Source organism: Nesterenkonia sp. CL21, assembly GCF_031705515.1.
Taxonomy (GTDB): Bacteria; Actinomycetota; Actinomycetes; order Actinomycetales; family Micrococcaceae; genus Nesterenkonia; species Nesterenkonia aethiopica.
In genome coordinates this window covers 119038-140397 of record NZ_JAUTWR010000004.1, presented here as the reverse complement: position 1 = coordinate 140397, position 21360 = coordinate 119038, and the positions used below count along the sequence as shown (strand labels likewise).

Here is a 21360-nt window from a genome sequence, read left to right as displayed (position 1 = left end):
GTGGCCTGCCTCACATACCATGAGAGGGTCATGCGGGCAGGACCGCCGCACCCAGGGACGAGGGAGACCCGAACCATGAGCCAGGACGCCGCCGCCGATCGCCGTGAGATGGAGCAGCATCCCGATGTCCGGGGCCTGCGCATCCTGCGCTTCCTCGGACCCGGCCTGCTGGTGGCCATGGCCGGCGTGGGGACCAGCCACCTGGTCACCGCACCGCTGGCCGGTGCGCACTTCGAGTTCGCGCTCCTGTGGGTCCTGCCGGTGGCGTTCCTGTTCAAATGGCAGGGCTTCGAGCTGGCTATGCGATACACCGCCGCCACCGGCGAGTCCATCCTCTCCGCCTACACCCGCATCCCGGGGCCGAAGAAGTGGGCGGTCTGGGCCGTGCTGGCAGCCACGATCGTCATCGGCTGCACCGCCGTCGGGGCGATCGTCGCGGCCGCGGCGGCCGTGCTGTGGGCGAGCTTCGGCGTCGGATCCCTGCTGGCCTACGGCGTGGTGCTGTCCCTGCTGGCCGTCGGACTGCTCCTGGCCGGGAAGTACCGGGGCTTGGAATGGGTCAACAAGGTGCTGGCCATCGTGCTGGTGATCGGCACCGTTGTCGCCTTCGTGGTCGGCGGAGTCCAGGGCGAGGCCTGGGGTCACCTGCTGCTGCCGGCCATCCCCGCTGGGTCCGCGCTGCTCGTCGCCGGGCTCATGGGCTGGATGCCCACCGACCTGAGCGTCGGCGTGTGGGCCTCGCTGTGGATGACGAGCAAGCGCCGCGGCATGGTGCGCGTCCGGGAGGTCTTCGGGCCGCAGGCGGTGGAGCATACGCCCGCTGAGGTGCGTCCCTACGCCGACGCCTGGTTCAAGGCCGCGCTCTACGACTTCCGGATCGGGCACATCGTCTCCTGGATCATCGCGACCATGTACCTGGTGCTGGGGGCGATGATCCTCTTCGCCCGCGAGGACAAGCCGGAGGGTGCGGGCACCATCCTCGCCATCTCCCACATCTTCACCGACACCGTGGGCGTGTGGATGTTCCCGATCTTCATCGCCGGGGCCTCCGCCGCGCTGTTCTCCACCGTGCTGATCATCTTCGACGGATTCCCTCGGACCTTCGCGGCCTGCCTGACCGAGCTGGTGGCGCCGCACGCCGACCGCCCGTGGTGGACCGAGCGGACCCTGATGCGAGTGATGATGGGCGTGATGGTGGTGTGCGCGATCATCGCGCTGACGCTGTTCCCGAATCCGGCGATGCTGGTGCCCGCCGCCGGCGCGGTCTCGTTCGCGATCAGCCCGGTGCTCTTCGCGGTGAACCTCTATGTGGCGGTGAAGTTCATCCCGGCGCGGTACCGCCCCGGCAGATTCGTGGTCATCTGGAGCTGGATCAGCATCGTGGTCCTGTCCCTGCTCACCCTGTGGGTCATCCCCCAGACGCTGGGCTGGCTCTGAAGCTGCGGAACGGAGCGAGGGTGGCGCGCACGACGTCGGCGGCACCCCAGTCGGTGTCGAACTGGGCGATCACCGCCAGGTGCTGGCTCAGCTGGAGGATCGGCATGCGGTCCCGCCAGTGCCGGTCGAGCCCGGTCAGGTCGGCATAGAGCTCGAAGAACGTCTCGGCCTCCGGGGGCGGAGCCGTCGTCCACAGATGGGCCAGGTCGATCTCCGCCCAGGTGTAGGACACCGCCGGATCGATCAGTGCCGGCCGGCCCTCCCGGGTGGCCAGCAGGTTCTGCGCCCACAGGTCACCGTGGACCAGGCATGCCGGCGCCGCCGGAAGCAGCTCAGGCAGTCGGTCGCACAGCCGCTCCAGGGCGGCTCGGTCCGCGACCCCGAGCACGTCGTGCACGCGGGGCTCGTCGAGCCACCGCAGCAGTCGGTGCTGGGCGAAGAACTCGAAGCCGTCGTCCTCCCAGGTGTTGATCTGCTGTCGCCGACCCAGCCAGTTGTGGCGGTGCCACCCGAAGCGGGGGTGCCGGGTGGAGGTGTGCAGATGGGCCAGCTCATGGGCGAGCCGCTCCCAGAAGACCTCGGCGTCCGGCCGGGGATGCAGCGTCGAGAGGACGAGCAGATCGTGGTCGGCGAGGACGACCTCGGGGGTGACGACTCCGCCCGCCTCAGCCAGCACCGTGAGCCCCTCAGCCTCCGCGGCGAAGGCATCGTCGCCCGGCGGCCCGCCGAAGGTCTTCACGAACACCGTGGTGCCGTCGCGGCGGTGAGCCAGACCGGCGGTCGCCGCCAGACCCCCGGCGACCGGCTCCACGCGCACCACGTCGTCCAGGCCTGCCTGCTGCAGGCGTGGGAGCAGCATGGACGATGCAGCTGTCACCCGGTGGCTCCTCTCCGCGACGTGCCTGGGTCTCAGAGACGTCGTATCACGCGCCGCAGGGCCCGGTGAAGGTCTGGACGCTGATCCGCATCACACGCCGAGCAGCCAGGCGGCCAGCAGCACCACCGGCAGGCTCAGCAGCGAGCTGGCGAAGGTGACGTCCTTGGCCACGGTGACCGGCATCCCGTGGTGAAGGCCGAAGACGAACACGTTCTGCGCGGTGGGCAGCGCCGCCATCGCCACTACTCCCAGCAGCTCGGCACCGGTCAGCCCGAAGACCGGGCCGGCGAGCGCCCATGCGACCACCGGCATGACGGCGACCTTGCACACGGTGCCCACCACGGCGTCGGCCCGGCGCTCCCGCACGGCGAAGGGCCGCTCCTGCCACAGCGCCATCCCGAAGATCAGCAGCATCAGCGGGATGGAGGCCTCCCCCAGCATCCGGACCGGCTCCCAGATCACCTCGGGCGGCCGCCGGTCCAGCAGGGAGAAGACCGCCCCGATCAGCACCCCCACCGTGACGGGGTTCAGCATGGAGCCCAGGATGGTCCGTGCGCGGGAGGGCCCGCCGGAACGCCCGAGCAGCCCGAAGAGCGTGAGGAACAGCGGGGCGAGAACCAGCAGCTGGGCCAGCAGCACCGAGACCACCGGAGCGGTGGTGCCCACCATGTAGAGCGCGATCGGCACCCCGATGTTGCCCGCGTTCACGTAGCAGGAGGCCATCGCTCCCACCGCGACGTCGGCACCGGTGGCGGCACCCGAGGCGCCACCGTCACGGGCGCTGGCTCTGGCGCCGTCGCCGTCGGGCATCGGCCGACGTCGGCGTCGTCGCAGCGCCAGCAGGCCATAGGCGGAGAAGACGACGGCGGTGATCCCGGCGATGCCGAGCGCCAGCGGCGCGTACAGTCCGGCCACCATGCGGACATCCGTCTGGGAGACCAGCACCACCATCAGGCACGGGTTGGTGATGTAGTAGACCAACGGCGTGACCCCGCGCTGCGCAGAGCGGGCCTTCTGCGGGGCGATCGCCGCGGTGCCGGCGCCGATGAGCACGAGCACCGCCACCACGCTGAAACCGAGGAGAACGCCCTCCACTCACCCTCCTTCGCTGGCCGTGCCCGCCGGCGGCGGAGCATCCACCCGCACCCTACAGCGCGCCACCTCTGCAGGTCAGCTCAGCAGGAAGGTCAGCGCAGCAGGCAGGGACGCTTGGGATCGAACTCCCAGCCCGGGACGAGATACTGCATGGCCACCGCGTCGTCGCGGGCACCGAGCCCTTCCCGCAGGTAGAGCTCATGGGCCTCCTCCAGGCGATTCCGGTCCAGGTCCACGCCGATCCCGGGCCGCTGCGGCACGGCGATGGCGCCGTCGCGGATCTGCAGGGGTTCCTGTGTGAGCCCCTGGCCGTCCTGCCAGATCCAGTGGGTGTCCAGAGCGGTGATCTCCCCCGGGGCGGCGGCGCCGACGTGGGTGAACATGGCCAGGGAGATGTCGAAGTGGTTGTTGGAGTGAGAGCCCCAGGTCAGGCCGAAGTCGTGGCAGAGCTGCGCCACCCGGACCGAGCCGCTCATCGTCCAGAAGTGGGGGTCGGCCAGGGGGATGTCCACGGCGTTGCCGCGCACGGCGCTGGTCATCTCACGCCAGTCGGTGGCGCACATGTTGGTCGCCGTGCGCAGCCCGGTGGCGCGCTTGAACTCGGCCATGATCTCCCGGGAGGAGAACCGCCCCTCGGCCCCGCAGGGGTCCTCGGCATAGGCCACGACCCCCTGCATCCGACGGCCGTAGCGGATGGCCTCCTCGAGCAGCCAGCCGCCGTTGGGGTCCAGGGTGATGCGAGCCTCGGGGAACTCCTCGTGGAGGGCGGTGACGACGTCGACCTCCTCATCCCCGGCGAGCACTCCGCCCTTGAGCTTGAAGTCAGAGAACCCGTAGCGCCGCTGCGCGGCGCGGGCCAACTCGATCACTCCCTGGGCGTCCATGGCCTTCTCGCGACGGCGACGCTCCCACGCGTCCGCGCCGCCGGCCTCGCGCAGGTAGGGCAGGTCGGTGGCGTCGGGGTCGCCGATGAAGAACAGGTAGCCGAGCATGGGCACCTGGCTGCGCTGCCGGCCGTCACCGAGAAGCTCCGCCACGGGGATGCCGAGATGCTGCCCGTGCAGGTCCAGCAGCGCGGACTCCAGTCCGGTGACGGCATGCACGGCGGTGCGCAGGTCGAAGGTCTGCAGTCCCCGCCCACCGGCGTCGAGCGCGGAGAACTCCTCCGAGATCTCCCGCAGGGCGGAGCGGAACTCGGCCACGGGTCGGCCCGTCAGCCGCTCACCGCCCTCGCGCAGGGTGGCAGTGATCTTCTCCCCGCCCGGCACCTCACCGAGTCCGGTGCGCCCGTCCTCGTCGGTGAGGATCACGATGTTCCGGGTGAAATAGGGGCCATGAGCCCCGGACAGATTGAGCAGCATGGAGTCGTGCCCGGCGACCGGGACGACCTCGACGTCGGTGATGCGGGGAGAAGCGCCGGCGGGCACGGGACGAGACATGGATGAACCTCCGCGAGAGTCTGTGGGCTGTCTCACGCTAATGACAATTCGTGATGCCTGTCCAAGCCGATGAATACATGCTTCGATGCCTCCGACGCATCACGCTGTCTGACATGATGCAGACCTGTAGAACAACTTCCGCACCAGTACAGGGAAGAAGCGCTTTCCCTCGCAGACCACGCGAGACGGCTCAAACTCATCGATACCTTCAGCGCATCACTTGATTCGCTTTACAGTTTGGACAGGTATCACGCAGGTTCTCTACGCTCGGATCACCGACCCCGATGTGTCCACCCTCACAGGACTCACAGACTTCACTGCCGCACCCCACTTCCAGGAGAAGACCATGAAGACCTCAGCACCTGCCCGCCGCTCCGTGGCGGCTGCCGCCGTCGTCGCCGGCCTCGGCCTGAGCCTCAGCGCCTGCGGCGGCGTCACCGACGGCACCGGCGACTCCGACGGCTTCCCCGAGGAGTCCATCACCTTGACCGTCGGCCAGGACGCCGGCGGCAGCACCGACCTGATCGCGCGTGCCGTGGCCAACGGCGCCCAGGACGCCTTCGGTGTGGCGATGCCGGTGGAGAACCAGCCCGGGGCCAACGGCGCCATCGCCACCCAGCAGGTCGCGAACCAGGACCCGAACGGCTATGACCTCGTACTGCTCAACGCCTCGCTGATCACCATCACCTCCCTCATCGCCTCCGAGGACGAGCAGGTCAGCCTCGACGAGCTCGACGTCGTGATGGGCCTGTCCCGCGACGACTACGTCATGGTCGCCCACGCCGACACCGGCTACGAGACCCTGGACGACATCGCCGCCGACAGCGGGAACCTCTCCTACGGCACCGCCGGTGTGGGGACCGGCTCCCAGCTGGCCCAGCTGCTGATGTTCGGCGAGGCCGACATCGACGGCAACGAGGTCCCCTTCGACGGCGGCGGCCCTGCGCTCACTGCCGTGATGGGAGGTCAGGTCGACGTCGCGACCGTCCAGGTGGCCGAGGCCATGCCACAGATCGAGGCCGGCACCGTGAATCCCATCGTGGTGTTCTCCGACGAGCGCCTGGAGTTCCTCCCGGACACCCCCACCGCCGCGGAGGAGGGCCACGAGATCCCCGTCGCCCAGTACCGGGCCGTGGCACTCCCGGCAGGCGCCTCCGATGAGATCAGGACGACTCTGGAGGACGGCTTCCGCGAGATCGTCGCCACCGAGGAGTACCAGCAGTTCAACGAGGACAACTACCTCACTCCCGTGGAGATCAGCGGCGACGAGGTCGAGGAGCAGTGGAACGAGCTCGCCGAGACCTACCGTCAGCTGGTGGAGGACAACGACATCGACCTGGGAGGCGCCGAGTGAGGACGCAGCACCTGCCGGCTCCTCGTCACCTGGCCCCCGCGACGGCTCTGGGGCTCATCGCCGCGCTGGCCGGCTGCGGGGGCGTCACCCAGGGGTCCGGAGAGACGGCGGACTTTCCGTCCGAGCCCCTCCGGATGACCGTCGGCTACGACGCCGGCGGCCCCGCGGATGTGATCGCCCGAGCCCTGGCCGAAGGCTCCCAGGACGCCTTCGGCGTGGCGATGCCGGTGGAGAACCAGCCCGGGGCCAACGGCGCACTGGCGGTCAAGGACGTCGCCGGCCGTGACGCGGACGGCTACGAGCTCACCCTGCTCAACGCCTCTCTGATGACGATCACTCCACAGGCGGTCTCCGAGGACGAGGCCGTGAGCTGGGATGAGGTCGACGTCGTGATGTCCCTGGTGCAGAACGACTACGTGCTCATCGCCACCGCTGACAGCGAGATCGACTCCCTGCAGGACATGATCGCCTCCGACGAACCCATCACTTATGGCACCACCGGTGTGGGCACGGGCAGCCAGCTGGCACAGCTGGCGCTCTTCGGCGAGGCCGGCGTGGACGGCAACGAGGTGCCCTTCGACTCGGGCCCGCCGGCGCTGACCGCCGTCATGGGCGGTCAGGTGGAGGTCGGCACCGTCCACATCGGTGATGCGATGCCCCAGATCGAGGCCGGCACCGTCAAGCCGATCCTGATCTTCTCCGAGGAGCGCAACGAGCACCTGCCGGACACCCCCACCGCCGCCGAGGAGGGACACGACATCCCGGTCACCCAGTACAGCGCCGTGGCCCTGCCGGAGGGCACGGACGAGGACGTCGTCACCGCTCTGCGGGACGGCTTCGAGGAGATCGTGGCCACCGATGCCTGGCAGGACTTCCTGGACGCCAACTACCTGGTCCGGGCGGAGACGCCGGGCGACGAGGTCGAACGGGAGTGGCAGGAGCTCGCGGAACGCTATGCGGAGTTCGCCCAGGACTACGACATCGACCTCGGAGGGGAGGACTGATGACGGCAGAGGCCCTCGGCAGCACCCGGTCACCGGACGTCACCGACTCTCCCGGCCAAAAGGCTCCCCGCGCCGGCCGGCTGACCAACCTCCTGTGCGGGGCGGCGGTGACCGCAGTCGGCGTCCTGGCGCTGCTGGAGGCCATGAGCCTCGGCCTGGGTGCGCTGACCCACCCCCGGGCCGGCACCTGGCCGGGCGTCGTCTCCGGTCTGCTGATCGTGGTGGGTGTGCTCATCATGGCCCGCGCAGCCACCTATGAGGACGCCGAACAGATCACCTCGCGCGCCTGGGCCGTGCTCGTCGGTGCGGCCAGCCTGGTCGCCCTGGGCCAGCTCATCCCACTGATCGGCTTCGAAATCCCCTCGTTCCTCCTGCTGGTCTTCTGGATGTGCGGGCTGGGTCGGGAACGGCTGCGCCTGGCGGTCCCCCTGTCCGCCGTCGTCGTCGCCGTCTTCTACCTGATCTTCATCACGGGCCTCAGCGTGCCGCTGCCGCGGCTGTTCTGACCCGGCCCACCCCCGGCGCCGCCGCGCGCCCCGTCGTCACGAAAGGCTGACGTCATGGACCTCACCCCGGTCTTCGAAGGCTTCCAGGTCGTCCTGCAGCCGGAGAACTTCCTCTTCTGCCTGCTGGGCGTGCTCGTCGGCATGGTCATCGGCGTGCTGCCGGGACTGGGCCCGGCGGCGACCATCGCCATCCTGCTGCCGCTGACCTACGGCATGGAACCGGTCACCGCGATCATCATGCTGGCCGGCATCTTCTATGGCGCGATCTACGGCGGCACCGTCACCGCCGTGCTGCTGAAGCTGCCCGGCGAGACCTCCTCGGCCATCACCGCCCTGGACGGCTACCCGCTGGCGCAGCAGGGGCATGCGGGCAAGGCCCTGGGCATCGGGGCGATCGCCTCCTTCGCGGGCGGCACCGTGTCCATCGTGGTGCTGACCGTCGTGGCCCCGATGATCGCCGGGTTCGCCCTGCGCTTCGGCCCGCCCGAGTACGCGGCCCTGACGCTGCTGGGCATCCTGCTTGTGGCCACCATCAGCAACGGCACCATGCTCAAGGCGCTGGCGGCCGCCGCGGCAGGACTTCTGCTGGCCACGGTGGGACGTGACGGTTTCACCGGGGAGCTGCGCTACACCGCCGGCAGCCTCGAGCTGACTGACGGCCTGCAGTTCGTGCCGATCGCGATGGGCGTCTTCGGCCTCGCCGAGATCCTCTACAGCCTGGAACGGCGCCACATCGACCCGGGCAAGCCGATCAAGGTCAAGAAGGTGCTCCCCACCCGCCAGGACCTGAAACAGTCGGCCGGACCCATCGGCCGCGGAGGGCTGCTCGGGTTCCTGCTGGGCATCCTGCCGGGCGGCGGCGCCACCGTCTCCGCCATGGCCTCCTACGGCATCGAGAAGCGGCTGGCCAAGGATCCGAAGCGCTTCGGCCGCGGCGCCATCGAAGGGGTGGCCGGCCCGGAGACGGCCAACAACGCGGCGGCCACCTCCTCCTTCATCCCGCTGCTGACGCTGGGGATCCCGGCCAACGCCACCATGGCGGTGATGTTCGGGGCGCTGCTCATCCAGGGCATCACGCCGGGTCCGCAGCTGGTGGACACCAACCCGGACCTCTTCTGGGGCGTGGTGAACTCGATGTACATCGGGAATCTCGTCCTGCTGATCCTCGCCATCCCCCTGATCGGCGTGTTCGTGCGGATCCTGCACGTCCGCCCCGCCATCCTCGCCCCCATCACCGTGCTGATCGTGTGCATCGGCGCCTACACGATCAACAACCGGATCTTCGAGGTCATGGTGGTCATCGTCTTCGGCGTGCTGGGCTACCTGATGAAGAAGTTCGGCTTCGACCCGGCCCCGCTGGTGCTGGCCTTCGTCCTGGGCTCGCTGCTCGAGGACAACTTCCGCCGGGCGCTGCTCATGTTCTCCGGGGACCTCACGCAGGTGGCCGGGCGACCCATCACGCTGACGCTGCTCGCGCTGTTCGTCGTCGTGGTGGCCCTGCCGATCGTGCTGAAGGTCGTCCGGCGCCGTCGTCCTGACCTGCTGGCGGTGCCCGGCGAGGAGCCCGTCCGGGAGCCCTCCGACGCCGGGCGCTGATCCCTGGGCCCTCCCCTCCAGGCCCTCCCCAGTCGCGTTTTCCACAGGCTGCCGGTGGGGGCCTGCCAGGCCCCTCGGATCTGGCTACCGTGGAGGCATGAGCCAGCCACCGCATGTGACTCCAGGTCAGATCCCGATGCCCGCCCCTCCGCAGGGGGCGCTGCCCGCCCCTCCACCGGCCGGACCGCCCATGCCTCCGCCGCCGAACCCGCAGGCTCAGAATGCCGAGCGTGATGCGTCGGTCTCCCTGGCGCTGGGCATCGTGGGGCTGTTCTTCCTGCACATCGTGCTGGGGCCGGTCGCCATCGGATTCGCCGTCCGGGCGCGGCGGAACGGCCACCGCGCTCTGCCCGGCCTGGTGCTCGGGTGGATATCCCTGGCGATCGGTGTGCTGACGCTGATCCCGGTGGTGCTGGGGCTCATCATCCTGGCCACCGGCGGCCTGTGAGGAGGGCAGCTCCATGACCTGCTCGCCGCAGCACAGCGCGCTCGCACCCACGGCCCCTCCGGTGCACCGCTTCACCGCCGCTCAGCGGGCGGCGGACCGCGCCGTCGTGACCGTCCTGGTGGGGCTGGTACTGCTGCCGATACTTCTGGGGCCCCTGGCGCTGATCCTGGTGCGCAGGACTCGCCGCCTGGGAGGCGAGCCCCTCCGCTGGGTGGTCGTGGTGGCGTGGATCGAGATCGTCGTCGGCATCCTCATCCTGGCAGTCATCTCCATGACGCTGTTCAGCCTGCTGACGATGGCCACCCACGGCTCGGCGTCCTGACCGTCGACGCCTCCCGCGGCACCAGGCGCTGCAGCTGAGTGACGTGCTTCGGCTCGAGCTCTTCGACCGTGGAGACCTCCAGCAGCCGCATGGTCCGCTCCACCTGCTCACTGAGGATCTCGATGGTCCGGTCCACTCCGGCGCGGCCGCCGGCCATGAGCCCGTACAGGTAGGCCCGCCCCACGAAGGTGAACTTCGCCCCCATGGCCAGGGCGGCGACGACGTCGGCGCCGTTCATGATGCCGGTGTCCATGGTGACCTCGAGGTCGTCTCCGACCTCGCGGACCACCTCAGGCAGCAGGTGGAACGGGATCGGCGCCCGGTCCAGCTGGCGGCCTCCGTGGTTGGAGAGCACGATGCCGTCGACGCCCAGATCCGCCAGGGTCTTGGAGTCCTCCACGTTCTGGACGCCCTTGACGACGATCTTGCCGGGGAACAGTTCCCGGATGATCGTCAGGTCCTCGAAGCTGATGGACGGGTCCATGGCGGAGTCCAGCAGCTCGCCGACGGTCCCCCCGGTGGAGGACAGCGAGGCGAACTCCAGCGGCGGGGTGGTCAGGAAGTCGATCCACCACCAGGGCCGCGGGATCGCGTTGATCACGGTGCCCAGGCTCAGCTGCGGCGGGATGGAGAACCCGTTGCGCTTGTCCCGCAGCCGGGCTCCGGCCACCGGGGTGTCCACGGTGAAGAACAGGGTGTCGAATCCGGCGGCCGCGGCGCGCTCCACCAGGCCGTAGGAGATCTCCCGCTGCTTCATCACGTACAGCTGGAACCAGTTCCGCCCGTACGGGTTGGCCTTCTTCACATCCTCGATGGAGGTGGTTCCCAGCGTGGAGAGCGTGAACGGGATCCCCGCCGCGCCGGCGGCCGAGGCCCCGGCAGTCTCCCCTTCGGTCTGCATCAGCCGGGTGAACCCGGTGGGCGCGATCCCGAACGGCTGGGCCGAGGGCCCGCCGAAGATCGTGGTGGAGGTGTCCACCTCGGAGACGTCCCGCAGGATCGAGGGGTTGAACTGCACGTCCTCGAAGGCCTGCCGCGCCCGGTGCATGGAGAGCTCGCCCTCGGCCGCGCCGTCGGTGTAGTCGAAGGCGGCCTTCGGGGTCCGCCGCTTCGCGATCCGGCGCAGATCCTCGATGGTCAGCGCCGCGTTCAGCCGACGACGGCTCGCGTTGACGTCGACCTTCTTGAACTGCATCAGCGGCGCAAGGTCACGGGGCTTGGGGAGACGACGCTCAACCATGGGGCTCCTTCTTCGTGAGGTGATGCTGCTGCGCATCACGGTACATCCAGCTGCTGAGGGGGTTCGTCACACCTGCGGACGGTACGTGGTCGGCGAGTGGCTGCGGGTGATCAGCTCGCGCAGGTCCTCCAGCTCGCCGCTGAGCGTCCCGGCGGTGCGCGCCTGGATGAGCAGGTTGCCGATGGCGGTGGCCTCCACCGGGCCGGCGACGACGTCGAGACCGCTGCGGTCCGCCGTGGCCTGGCACAGCAGGGCGTTCAGCGACCCTCCGCCGACCACGTGCACGACGTCGACCCTCCTCTCGGCCAGCCGGGCGGCGTCGTCGAGGGCGCGGGCGAAGCCTGCGGCGATGGACTCCACGATGCAGCGCACCAGGGCGGGCTCGGAGCCGGGGGTCGGCTGGTCGTGCTCGGTGCACCAGTCCGCGATCCGGGCGGGCATGTCGCCGGGGGCGACGAAGCGTTCGTCCTGGACGTCGATGATCACGACGTCGGCGGCGGGCACCTGTTCCGCGGCCTCCAGCAGCGCCCCCAGGTCCTGGGCCCGGCCGGTCTGACGCTCCCAGGTGCGCAGGGTCTCAGAGAGCAGCCAGGTGCCCATCACGTTGGTGAGGAAGCGGAAGCGGCCGTCCACGCCGCCCTCATTGGTGAAGTTCGCCTCCCGGCTGGCCTCGGTGACCACGGCCTGATCCAGCTCGAGCCCCACCAGCCCCCAGGTGCCGCAGGAGATGTAGGCGGCGTGCGGGGAGGACAGTGGGGTGCCGACGATCGCGCTGGCGGTGTCATGGGACCCCACCAGGGTCACCGGCAGCCGCTGTCCGCCCAGGAACGGGGCCAGCTGGTCACGAGTCTCCCCCAGCGTGGTGCCGGGTACGGCGATGTCCGGGAACAGCCCGGCCGGAAGCCCGAGTGTCGTGATCAGCTCATGGTCCCAGTCCTGGGTGTCCACGTTGACCAGCCCGGTGGTGGAGGCGTTGGTGGCCTCCGCCGTCGCCTCGCCGGTGAGCCACTGGCCCAGCAGGTCGGGCACCAGCAGGGCGCGCTCCACGGCCGCCCCCGCCGGCCCGGCCAGCAGCTCGTCGGCGGCCAGCTGGTAGAGGGTGTTGAACGGGAGGAACTGCAGACCGTTGCGCCGGTACAGCTCGGCGAAGGGGACCCGCCGGTGCACCGCCTCCACACCGGCGGCGGTGCGCTCGTCCCGGTAGTGGAACGGGGCGCCCAGCAGGGCCAGGCCGCCGTCGCCGGCCGCGCGGGCCAGCAGACCGTAGTCCACCGCCCAGGAGTCGATGCCCACCGAGGCGAGGCCGCCGTCGTCGTCCGCGACACGGACCGCCTCGCCCAGCCCCGTCAGGGCGTGGTCGAACAGGCCGATGAGGTCCCACCGCAGCCCGTCGGGCAGGTGCACCGGTCCGTTGGAGAAGCGGGACACCTCCGTCAGCTGCAACGTGTCCGGACCCACCTGGCCCAGGACCACGCGCCCGCTGGAGGCGCCGAGGTCCACGGCCGCATGCTGGGTGGTCTGCTGCGTCGTCGCGCTCATCGAGTCTGCCTCTCGCTCGGGCTGCGGCTCAGCGCAGGAAGGCGGCGGCGACGCCGGCGTCGACCGGCACGTGCAGCCCGGTGGTGTGGGACAGGTCCGAGCTGACCAGGGCGAAGGCCGCGTTGGCGACGTTCTCCGGCAGCACCTCGCGCTTGAGGATGGTGCGCTGGGCGTAGAACCTGCCCAGGTCCTTCTCCTCGATGCCGTAGGTCTTGGCTCGGTTGGCGCCCCAGCCGGAGGAGAAGATGCCGGAGCCCTGCACCACGCCGTCGGGGTTGATGCCGTTGACGCGGATCTGGTGCTCTCCCAGCTCGGCGGCCAGCAGCCGCACCTGGTGGGCCTGGTCGGCCTTGGTGGCGGAGTAGGCGATGTTGTTCGGGCCGGCGAACACGGAGTTCTTCGAGGAGATGTAGAGGATGTCTCCGCCCAGGCCCTGGTCGATGAGCGCCTTCGCCGCCGTCTTGGACACCAGGAAGGAGCCCTTGGCCATCACGTTGTGCTGCAGATCCCAGTCCTTGGCGGTGGTCTCCAGCAGGGACTTGCTCAGCGAGAGGCCGGCGTTGTTGACCACGATGTCCAGCCCTCCGAACGCCAGCAGGGTCTCATCGACGGCGGCCTGCACGGCGGCCTCGTCGGAGACGTCGGCGGCGACGCCGATGGCCTTGTCCGGGCCGCCCAGCTCGGCGGCGACCGCCTGGGCCTTCTCCAGATCCAGGTCTGCGATGGCGACGACGGCGCCTTCAGCCGCCAGACGGGTGGCGATGGCCTTGCCGATGCCGGAGGCGGCCCCGGTCACCAGCGCGATGCGGGTGGCCAGCGGCTTGGGCTTCGGCATGCGCTGCAGCTTGGCCTCCTCCAGCGCCCAGTACTCGATGCGGAACTTCTCCCGCTCGTCGATGGGCGCGTAGCGGGACAGCCCTTCGGCGCCGCGCATCACGTTGATGGCGTTGAGGTAGAACTCGCCGGCCACCCGGGCGGTCTGCTTGTCCTTGCCGAAGGAGAACATGCCCACCCCGGGGATGAGGATGATCGCCGGGTCGGCGCCGCGGAGGGCGGGGCTGTCCGCGTCGGCGTGACGGTCGTAGTAGGCCTGGTAGTCCTTCCGGTAGGCCTCGTGCAGCTCCAGCAGACGGGCCTTGGCGTCATCGACGGCGGCGTCTGCGGGCAGGTCCAGCACCATCGGCTTGACCTTGGTGCGCAGGAAGTGGTCCGGGCACGAGGTGCCCAGCTCCGCGAGTCGCGGGTGCTCGGCGTGGGAGAGGAAGTCCAGGACGACGTCGTCATCGGAGAAGTGGCCGACCTGCGGCTTGTCCGCACTGGCGATGGCGCGGATGGTGGGCATCAGCGCGGCGGCCTTGGCGCGGCGCTGATCCGCGGGCAGGGCGCCGTAGCCGTCCAGCGCCGGGCCGAAGGGCTCCGGCCGGGAGTGCTTCTCGATATAGGCGGCGGCGGTGTCGATGATCCACAGGGAGTTCTGCTCGGACTCCTCGGAGGTGTCGCCCCAGGCGGTGATGCCGTGGCCGCCCAGGATGCAGCCGATCGCCTGCGGGTTCTTCTCCTTGATCTCGGCGATGTCGAGGCCCAGCTGGAACCCGGGACGGCGCCACGGCACCCAGACGACCTTGTCCCCGAAGATGGTGCGGGTCAGCTCCTCGCCGTCGGCGGCGGTGGCGATCGCGATGCCCGAGTCCGGGTGCAGGTGGTCCACATGGGCGGCGTCCACCAGCCCGTGCATGGCGGTGTCGATCGACGGCGCGGCCCCGCCCTTGCCGTGCAGGCAGTAGTCGAAGGCGGCGACCATCTCATCTTCGCGTTCCACGCCCGGGTAGGTGCCCACCATGGCGCGCATGCGGTCCAGGCGCAGGGTGGCCAGGCCGGACTCCTTCAGGGTGCCGAGGTCGCCGCCGGAGCCCTTGACCCAGAGCAGCTCGGCCTCCTCCCCAGTGACAGGGTCGACGTCGACGCCCTTGGCGGAGGTGTTGCCGCCGGCGTAGTTGGTGTTCTTCGGGTCGGCTCCGAGCCGGTTGGACCGGGTGATGAGGTCAGCGACGGTGGGGTTCGTCATGAGTGATCCTTCTGTGGGTGAGTCAGGGTCTCAGGGCGTGCGGAGCAGCCGCGCGGCGAACTGCTCGATGGTCTGCTGCGCCGCCTGTGCGGCCGCTGGCCCTTCGTGGGGCCGGTTGAGATGGCCGTGCCGGACGCCGGGCACCATCCGGAGGTCCACGTCGACGCCGGCCTGCCGCAGGGACTCCGCGTAGGTCTCGGCGGAGACGCGCAGCTCGTCGACCTCGCCGGTGGCGAGGGTGGTCGGCGGGTGCCCGGCCAGCTGGGCGACGTCGGCGGTCCCGGGCACGGCGGCCACGGGGGCGTCCTCGGCCGGCCGGCCCAGGTAGTTCTCGTACATGCGGCGCACCGGCTCGGGGCCGAAGCGGTCCGCCTCCGGATCGGCGTCGAGGAGCGCGCGGAGATCCGCAGGCGTAGGTGGCTGGACGGCGTGCAGGGTGGGGTAGGCGAGGAGCAGGTGGGCCGGCAGCGGCTGGGCGGGGTGCTCGTCGTCGTCGCCCGTGGTCCGGGCCAGGCGGGTCAGCACGACGCCGGCGGCCAGGTTCGCGCCGGCGCTCGCTCCACCGAGGCTGATCCGCTCCGGGTCCGCCCCGATCTCGACGGCCTGCGCGCGGGTCCAGTCGAAGGCCGCCGCCAGCTCCTCCCCCGGCACAGGGAAGCGCACTCCAGTCTCGGGCTCGCCCTGGTGCAGGTCAGCGGCGTCGAGAGCCTCGAACGGCGGAGCCAGCCGGTAGTCGACGGAGACGACGGGAATCCCGCGGGCGGCCAGGGATCGGGCCACCCAGTCGGCCTCGGCCATCTCCAGGTCGCCGTAGGCGAAGCCGCCGCCGTGGGCCCACACCAGCGCCGGTCCCGGCTGCGCCGCCGCAGGGGTCTGCCTGCGGTAGAGACGCACCGGCAACGGCCCGTGCGGGCCGGCCAGCGTGTGGTCCTGCGCCTCGACGGCGTCCAGAGCCCCGACGGCGGCGCGCATCAGGCGCCCCAGCCCACCTGGGTGCCGCCGACGCGCTCGGCCTCGATCTGCTCCTGGTGGCCGGACTCGGCGTAGGCCCGCATCGGGTTCGCCGGCAGCCCGCGGGACTCCCGCCAGGCGGCGAGGTCAGCGCGGACGTCCGTGTAGAAGGCGTCCATGAAGACCTCATGGGCGCCCAGCACGTCTCCGGCCTGCTGCGCCTGGCCGAGCGCCTCACGGTCCACCAGCAGGGCCCGGGCCGTCATCTCCTGGACGTTGAGCACGCTGCGGATCTGGCCCGGGATCTTCTTCTCCACGTTGTGGCACTGGTCCAGCATGAAGGCGACCTCGGAGCCCGGGCCGTAGCCGCCGCCGCGGATGACCTCGAAGAGGATGCGGAAGAGCTGGAAGGGGTCGGCCGCGCCGACGATCAGGTCGTCGTCGGCGTAGAACCGGGAGTTGAAGTCGAAGGCGCCGAGCTTCCCGAGCCGCAGCAGCTGGGCGACGATGAACTCGATGTTGGTGCCCGGGGCGTGGTGCCCGGTGTCCAGGCAGACGGTGGCGTTGTCCCCGAGGGCCTGCACGTGCGCCAGTGCAGTGCCCCAGTCCGGGACGTCGGTGTGGTAGAACGCCGGCTCGAAGAACTTGTACTCCAGCACCAGGCGCTGGTCGCCGCTGAGCTGGGCATAGATGGTCTGCAGGGACTCGGCCAGCCGGTCCTGGCGACCGCGGATGTCCGCCTGTCCCGGATAGTTGGAACCGTCGGCCAGCCAGATCTTCAGATCCCGCGATCCGGTGGCGTTCATGACCTCGAGGCACTGCAGGTGGTGGTCGATCGCCTTCTGCCGGATGGCGGGGTCGTGGTGGGTCAGACCGCCGAACTTGTAGTCGTCGTCCTGGAAGGTGTTGGAGTTGATGGTGCCCAGCTCCACGCCCAGGTCCTCGGCATAGCGGCGCAGCGCGGCGAAGTCGTCCACCAGGTCCCACGGAATGTGCAGCGCGACCTTCGGCGCCAGACCGGTGAAGCGGTTCACCGTGGCGGCGTCGGCGATCTTCTCCTCCACCGTGCGCGGGGTGCCGGCCGTGCCGAAGACCTTGAACCGCGTCCCGGAGTTGCCGTAGGCCCAGGAGGGCACCTCGATCGCCTGGCCCTCCAGCTGCGGAGCGATCTCTGCGAATGTCGTCATGGTCCTCAGTCCTGCTGGTAGTAAATCGTTTCAAAACCTGCGAGCATCGTATGATGATGGTCACAGGCGTGTCAACCGGCGGGCCCGTCCTGCACCTCAGGCAGGCGCACCACCTCCAACGGTCCGCCCTGCGGGTGATCCGCATAGGGCCGGTCCCGGTTCTCCGGCAGGCTTTCCCAGCGCAGCACGTACCGCCCTCCGCCGGAGCCGACTCCCCGGCCGTGCAGCATATTCACCTGCAACCCCGGGAAGTCGCCGCGCACCACGTCGAGCCCGTCCGGCCAGGGGGACGTGGGCCCCTCCCCCAGAGATCGCAGCTCCTGATCCATGACGATGCTGCGTCGCTCTCCGAAGGCCCGGAGGTCGACGCGCACGCGACCATCCGGCTGGGCCTCCGAGCCGAACACCTCGACCTCGAAGTCGAGCGTCCCGTGACCGCCGAAGTCCCACCGCCTCTCCCACTCGGTGAGCCGCCGGATCTCCCAGGAGGACCCTGGCTCCCCGATGGACTCGACACCGCCTGGCCGGGCGGCCCAGATCTGGGAGAGGCCGTCGGCGTCGTACTTGTGGTAGATCACGTGGACGCTCCCGTCGGCGCCGAAGCCGAGCCGTGCGTTGCCGTTCAACAGGCCCCCGCGCGGCGGGACGGGATCCACCAGATCTCCCGTGCCATAGGTGAACGGCACCTCCACGGGACGACCGTGCGCGTCGACCCAGGAGACCAGGTCCCGGCTGCGCGCGTAGGTCAGCAGGGAGTTGGTCGCGGCGTCGGGAGTCTCCCGCCACATCCACAGCAGGTGGAACCACCCGTCAGGTCCCAGCTCGGGCCCCTGCGGGTACGCGCTCCAAGACCCGCGGCCGTCGCGGTCCGAACCGTCGAAGAGCGGCGTCTCCAGGAGACGCGTCCAGGACTGAGCGGCCTCATCGTAGATGTTCACATACGTGGCCCCGTCGCCCGAGCCGCCGTTGCGGTGGCTGAACACCAGACGGCCGTCCTGACGGTGCGCGAACTCCGGGTACGTCACCGACCCCTCGGTCCCAGGATCCACAAGGTGGTCGTACCGCGTGAGCGTACCGACGTCGCCGGGCACCCTTGTGCGGAAGTAGACCATCGGGTCGTTGTGCATGTTGCCGGAGACATGCAGGTGGCCGCCGCGGTCCACGCCCAGGGAGAGGTGGTTGTGCGAGTCCCAGCCGAGCGTCTCGTCGAGCACCTGCCGGACCCAGGGGCTGTCGCCGTCGAGCTGTCGATGCGCGACGACCAGGCGCCGCCGAGCATCCCAGTACCCCACGTACTGGTCAGCCCCGGAGGTCAGCAGGGCGAACCCGACATACATCCCGGCCCATGCCTCACCCACCTCCGACCGCACTCCTGGACCCTCCATGGGGCTACTTCGCCTGCTCCGCCAGCACCCGGGCGCTCTGCGGGCCGGCGGCCTTCTCCTGGTGGATGACCTGAGGCGTCCGGGAGACCCAGAACCAACCGATCAGTCCGGCAGTGAGCAGGACGCCGGCGATGCAGTAGAAGAACAGGGTGACGCTCTGCTCGATGATCAGCGGCGTCACCAGGGCCGCACCGGCGGCGACGGCGCGGGTGAAGGCGATCGCGATGCCCTGGGCGGCGCTGCGATACTCGGTGGGGAAGATCTCCTGGGACCAGATCTTGAACAGCGGCTCACCGGAGGGCTGCTGCGCGAACCAGAACAGGGCGGCCATGAGGAAGACGGTCGCCGTGGTGACGCCCAGCAGACCGGGCAGCACCCAGGCGGCCACGGCGAGCACGGTGCCGAGCAGGAACAGCGGCATGCGCAGCGGGGTGTCACTGAAGCGCATGACCAGGAAGGTCCCGCCCAGGCCGATGATCACCGCGATCACATTGAGCAACGAGGCCGTGGAGACGGTGGCCCCGCCGACGTCGGTGAACAGGTAGATGGCGTACTGGCCGTTGGAGTTCGCGGCGATGTTCTGGATCCCGTAGAACAGCGAGACGCCGATCAGCGCCCACAGGTAGGTGGGCCCGAACAGCACCTTGAGGCTGGCCCTGTCGATGCTTCCGGTGCGCACCGCCTCCCGCTTCTCCTGCCACAGCGGAGACTCTGGGAGGCGCCAGCGCAGGACCAGCACGACGACGGCGACGAGCAGCAGGTGCGCGTACATCAGCCGCGCCCCGTCCGCGCCGAGGTCACCCACGAAGATGCCGATGACGTTGACGATGGGGATCACGATCATCCACAGCGCGTGGGAGAGGGTGACGAACTTGCCCTCCTCCCCGTCAGGCGCGGATTCGGCGATCATGGCCAGCGACGGCGGCAGATCCGCCCCGGAGGAGAAGCCGAGCAGCAGGATGCCCACGTACAGCCAGCCCGCACCCGGGGCGAAGACGAGGATGGCCGCAGCCAGGATGTAGACGAAGAGCGTCAGCGTGAAGACCCGGCGGCGCCCGAACCGGTCGGCCAGCGGCCCGCCGATGAGTGCCCCGACGGCGATCATCGCCGTCAGCAGCGCGGAGAGCTGACCGTATTGGAACTCCGTGAACCCGAACTCCTCCCGGTAGAGCACCAGGGCCGTTCCGGTGGTGACGATGGCGCCGGCATCCATGTAGGAGGCCATTCCCGCCACACCGGCGGTCCACCAGGCGCGTCGTCGCTGGGCGGGATTCAGGGTCTCGGGCACAGGAGACTCCCTTCGTCGCGGAGGAGCTGTGATCGTCGGCTTTGACGTGGATCACGTGATGGAGCACACCCAGGCTAGGACAGATTGAATCGTTTCACAAGGCATGTCGACAGACCTTCGCGGAATGACGCAGATGTCGACCAACACGTCACACATGGAGCTATTCCCACAAGGAATGATGGATTCGAGTTTTTGCCTTGTGAAAGAACAAAGTCCAGGACTACTGTGACTCGCACCACGCCTGGTCGCGAGGACAGGGCTCGCAGGCACCGACACCCACGGCGCGGAGAACCGTTCCCTCTGAACACGAGCCCCGTGAGGACACCATGACCCACCCATCACCCACCCGCCGCACGCTCCCCGCAACCGCCGCGCTCGGCGCCGTCGTCGCTCTGACCCTGACCTCCTGCGGATCCCCGGATGCCGACGGCGGCCTCCGCTTCGCCTGGTGGGGCAGCACCGAGCGCAACCAGCTCACTCAGGAGGCGCTCGAGGTCTTCGAATCCGAGACCGGGATCTCCGTCTCCGGAGAGTCCTCGGACACCGCTGGCCATTTCGACCGGCTGGCCACCGCCGTCGCCGGCGGAGACGCCCCGGACGTCTTCACCCTCGGCGGCGCCTACCCGGGCGAGTACGCGGACCGCGGCGCCCTGCTGGACCTGGAGACCGTCAGCGAGACCCTGGACATGAGCACCCTGGACGACGGCGCCCTGGAGAACGGGCAGATCGACGGCACCCAGTACGCACTGTCCACCGGCAGCAACGCACTGGCGGTGCTGGTGAATCCCGCCCTCTTCGAGGAGGCCGGCGTGGAGCTGCCGGACCCGCAGACCTGGACCTGGGACGACTTCCAGGAGATCTCCTCCCAGATCGCTGAGAACACCGACGGCTACGGCGCCGACGGCTTCGACCACGACACCGTGGAGGTCTTCGCGCGCCAGCACGGCGAGGCGCTCTACACCGAGGACGGGCAGGTCGGGGTCTCCGCGGAGGCGCTGGAGGACATGTTCACCCGCATGCAGCAGATGGTCGACGACGGCGCCGCCCCGCCTGCCAGTGTGATCACCGAGCAGGAGGGCGCCGCCCCGGAGGAGACGCTGCTGGCCACCGGCCAGGTGGCGATGACCATCGACTGGAGCAACTTCCTCTCCACGTTCTCCCAGTCCGTGGGCGAGGACCTCGAGCTGTGGCCGCTGCCCGGTGAGTCGTCGACCCCCGGCGTCTGGCAGCAGTCCTCGCAGTTCTACGCGATCGCCGCCGACGCCGCGGACCCGGAGGCCGCAGCGCAGCTCGTCGACTTCCTGGTCAACTCCGAGCAGGCCGTGGAGATCCTCGGTCTGGAACGCGGAGTCCCGGACAGTCCCGCCATGCGAGAGACCCTTGAGGGCTCCCTGGACGAGAACCAGCAGGCCGAGGTGGACTACGTGGAGGAGGTCGCGGAGCGTGACCCCGCACCCCACTGGATCGGCCCGGCCGGGTCCACGGCGATCGAGGACATCACCCCGCGGATCATCGACCAGTTGCTGCACCACGGCGCCTCACCGGAGGACGCGGCGGAGCAGTGGCTGACGGAGGCACGGGCCGCCGTCGGCGAGTGAGCACGAGCACCCCTGCCCGTCGGCGGCGG

The 21360-nt window shown here is 69.8% G+C and carries 18 protein-coding genes; 8 read left to right on the top strand and 10 right to left on the bottom strand.

All coding sequences use genetic code 11. The annotated features are described in order from the left end of the window. Positions 1 to 75 precede the first annotated feature (75 nt). Positions 76 to 1437 (top strand): Nramp family divalent metal transporter, encoded by a 1362-nt coding sequence (locus Q7C18_RS08700; protein WP_201791110.1) that lies wholly within the window; start codon positions 76 to 78, stop codon positions 1435 to 1437. On the opposite strand, the gene Q7C18_RS08695 is transcribed toward Q7C18_RS08700, so the two are convergent. The 3 genes from Q7C18_RS08695 to Q7C18_RS08685 form a co-directional block, all read right to left on the bottom strand. After that, entirely contained in the window at positions 1409 to 2314 is a 906-nt protein-coding gene (locus Q7C18_RS08695; protein ID WP_311025045.1) for a fructosamine kinase family protein, read from the bottom strand. The genes Q7C18_RS08700 and Q7C18_RS08695 overlap by 29 nt on opposite strands. A 90-nt stretch (positions 2315 to 2404) precedes the next feature. Continuing rightward, positions 2405 to 3409, bottom strand: coding sequence for an AEC family transporter (locus Q7C18_RS08690; RefSeq protein ID WP_311025044.1), 1005 nt, complete (start codon positions 3407 to 3409; stop codon positions 2405 to 2407). Positions 3410 to 3501: 92 nt separating this feature from the next. Beyond that, on the bottom strand, positions 3502 to 4848 hold the full coding sequence (locus tag Q7C18_RS08685) for an enolase C-terminal domain-like protein (protein ID WP_311025042.1): 1347 nt from the start codon (positions 4846 to 4848) through the stop codon (positions 3502 to 3504). 346 nt (positions 4849 to 5194) lie between these two features. Between Q7C18_RS08685 and Q7C18_RS08680 the strand changes: the two genes are divergently transcribed. The 6 genes from Q7C18_RS08680 (at position 5195) to Q7C18_RS08655 (ending at position 10078) form a co-directional block, all read left to right on the top strand. Further along, a complete protein-coding gene (locus tag Q7C18_RS08680) occupies positions 5195 to 6202 on the top strand; it encodes a tripartite tricarboxylate transporter substrate binding protein (RefSeq protein ID WP_311025041.1) in 1008 nt (335 codons plus the stop codon). Further along, positions 6199 to 7206 (top strand): tripartite tricarboxylate transporter substrate binding protein, encoded by a 1008-nt coding sequence (locus Q7C18_RS08675; protein WP_311025040.1) that lies wholly within the window; start codon positions 6199 to 6201, stop codon positions 7204 to 7206. Before Q7C18_RS08680 ends, Q7C18_RS08675 begins: the two co-directional genes overlap by 4 nt. Next, a complete protein-coding gene (locus tag Q7C18_RS08670) occupies positions 7206 to 7712 on the top strand; it encodes a tripartite tricarboxylate transporter TctB family protein (protein ID WP_311025039.1) in 507 nt (168 codons plus the stop codon). Before Q7C18_RS08675 ends, Q7C18_RS08670 begins: the two co-directional genes overlap by 1 nt. Positions 7713 to 7766: 54 nt before the next feature. After that, positions 7767 to 9308: a tripartite tricarboxylate transporter permease gene (locus Q7C18_RS08665; RefSeq protein ID WP_311025038.1), complete on the top strand. Its 1542-nt coding sequence runs from the start codon at positions 7767 to 7769 to the stop codon at positions 9306 to 9308. A 97-nt stretch (positions 9309 to 9405) separates the two neighbouring features. Continuing rightward, positions 9406 to 9756 (top strand): hypothetical protein, encoded by a 351-nt coding sequence (locus Q7C18_RS08660; RefSeq protein WP_139827720.1) that lies wholly within the window; start codon positions 9406 to 9408, stop codon positions 9754 to 9756. Between the two features lie 13 nt (positions 9757 to 9769). Next, the gene (locus Q7C18_RS08655; RefSeq protein WP_311025037.1) at positions 9770 to 10078 is read left to right on the top strand and encodes a hypothetical protein; all 309 of its coding nucleotides are present in this window, start codon (positions 9770 to 9772) and stop codon (positions 10076 to 10078) included. On the opposite strand, the gene Q7C18_RS08650 is transcribed toward Q7C18_RS08655, so the two are convergent. The 7 genes from Q7C18_RS08650 to Q7C18_RS08620 form a co-directional block, all read right to left on the bottom strand. Continuing rightward, positions 10038 to 11318 (bottom strand): alpha-hydroxy acid oxidase, encoded by a 1281-nt coding sequence (locus Q7C18_RS08650; protein ID WP_311025036.1) that lies wholly within the window; start codon positions 11316 to 11318, stop codon positions 10038 to 10040. The two genes, Q7C18_RS08655 and Q7C18_RS08650, sit on opposite strands and share 41 nt — an antisense overlap. Before the next feature lie 66 nt (positions 11319 to 11384). Continuing rightward, entirely contained in the window at positions 11385 to 12857 is a 1473-nt protein-coding gene (locus Q7C18_RS08645; RefSeq protein ID WP_311025035.1) for a rhamnulokinase family protein, read from the bottom strand. A 28-nt stretch (positions 12858 to 12885) separates the two neighbouring features. Next, positions 12886 to 14922: a bifunctional aldolase/short-chain dehydrogenase gene (locus Q7C18_RS08640; RefSeq protein WP_311025034.1), complete on the bottom strand. Its 2037-nt coding sequence runs from the start codon at positions 14920 to 14922 to the stop codon at positions 12886 to 12888. 30 nt (positions 14923 to 14952) lie between these two features. Next, entirely contained in the window at positions 14953 to 15894 is a 942-nt protein-coding gene (locus Q7C18_RS08635) for an alpha/beta hydrolase (RefSeq protein WP_311025033.1), read from the bottom strand. After that, positions 15894 to 17060, bottom strand: coding sequence for an L-rhamnose isomerase (rhaI, locus tag Q7C18_RS08630; protein ID WP_311025032.1), 1167 nt, complete (start codon positions 17058 to 17060; stop codon positions 15894 to 15896). The genes Q7C18_RS08635 and rhaI overlap by 1 nt, the downstream gene beginning before the upstream one ends. A gap of 71 nt (positions 17061 to 17131) precedes the next feature. Then, positions 17132 to 18418, bottom strand: a complete 1287-nt coding sequence (locus Q7C18_RS08625) for a BNR repeat-containing protein (protein ID WP_311025031.1) — start codon at positions 18416 to 18418, stop codon at positions 17132 to 17134. Positions 18419 to 18449: 31 nt separating this feature from the next. Continuing rightward, positions 18450 to 19733, bottom strand: coding sequence for an MFS transporter (locus tag Q7C18_RS08620; protein WP_311025030.1), 1284 nt, complete (start codon positions 19731 to 19733; stop codon positions 18450 to 18452). 326 nt (positions 19734 to 20059) lie between these two features. Between Q7C18_RS08620 and Q7C18_RS08615 the strand changes: the two genes are divergently transcribed. Next, entirely contained in the window at positions 20060 to 21331 is a 1272-nt protein-coding gene (locus tag Q7C18_RS08615; RefSeq protein WP_311025029.1) for an extracellular solute-binding protein, read from the top strand. Positions 21332 to 21360 lie beyond the last annotated feature (29 nt).

Bases quoted from the DNA above. Each gene is read 5' to 3' on its own strand.
- Q7C18_RS08700 (WP_201791110.1), top strand. From the start codon at position 76: ATGAGCCAGGACGCCGCCGCCGATCGCCGTGAGATGGAGCAGCATCCC.
- Q7C18_RS08685 (WP_311025042.1), bottom strand. From the start codon at position 4,848: ATGTCTCGTCCCGTGCCCGCCGGCGCTTCTCCCCGCATCACCGACGTC.
- Q7C18_RS08680 (WP_311025041.1), top strand. From the start codon at position 5,195: ATGAAGACCTCAGCACCTGCCCGCCGCTCCGTGGCGGCTGCCGCCGTC.
- Q7C18_RS08670 (WP_311025039.1), top strand. From the start codon at position 7,206: ATGACGGCAGAGGCCCTCGGCAGCACCCGGTCACCGGACGTCACCGAC.
- Q7C18_RS08665 (WP_311025038.1), top strand. From the start codon at position 7,767: ATGGACCTCACCCCGGTCTTCGAAGGCTTCCAGGTCGTCCTGCAGCCG.
- Q7C18_RS08660 (WP_139827720.1), top strand. From the start codon at position 9,406: ATGAGCCAGCCACCGCATGTGACTCCAGGTCAGATCCCGATGCCCGCC.
- Q7C18_RS08655 (WP_311025037.1), top strand. From the start codon at position 9,770: ATGACCTGCTCGCCGCAGCACAGCGCGCTCGCACCCACGGCCCCTCCG.
- Q7C18_RS08650 (WP_311025036.1), bottom strand. From the start codon at position 11,318: ATGGTTGAGCGTCGTCTCCCCAAGCCCCGTGACCTTGCGCCGCTGATG.
- Q7C18_RS08645 (WP_311025035.1), bottom strand. From the start codon at position 12,857: ATGAGCGCGACGACGCAGCAGACCACCCAGCATGCGGCCGTGGACCTC.
- Q7C18_RS08640 (WP_311025034.1), bottom strand. From the start codon at position 14,922: ATGACGAACCCCACCGTCGCTGACCTCATCACCCGGTCCAACCGGCTC.
- Q7C18_RS08635 (WP_311025033.1), bottom strand. From the start codon at position 15,894: ATGCGCGCCGCCGTCGGGGCTCTGGACGCCGTCGAGGCGCAGGACCAC.
- rhaI (WP_311025032.1), bottom strand. From the start codon at position 17,060: ATGACGACATTCGCAGAGATCGCTCCGCAGCTGGAGGGCCAGGCGATC.
- Q7C18_RS08615 (WP_311025029.1), top strand. From the start codon at position 20,060: ATGACCCACCCATCACCCACCCGCCGCACGCTCCCCGCAACCGCCGCG.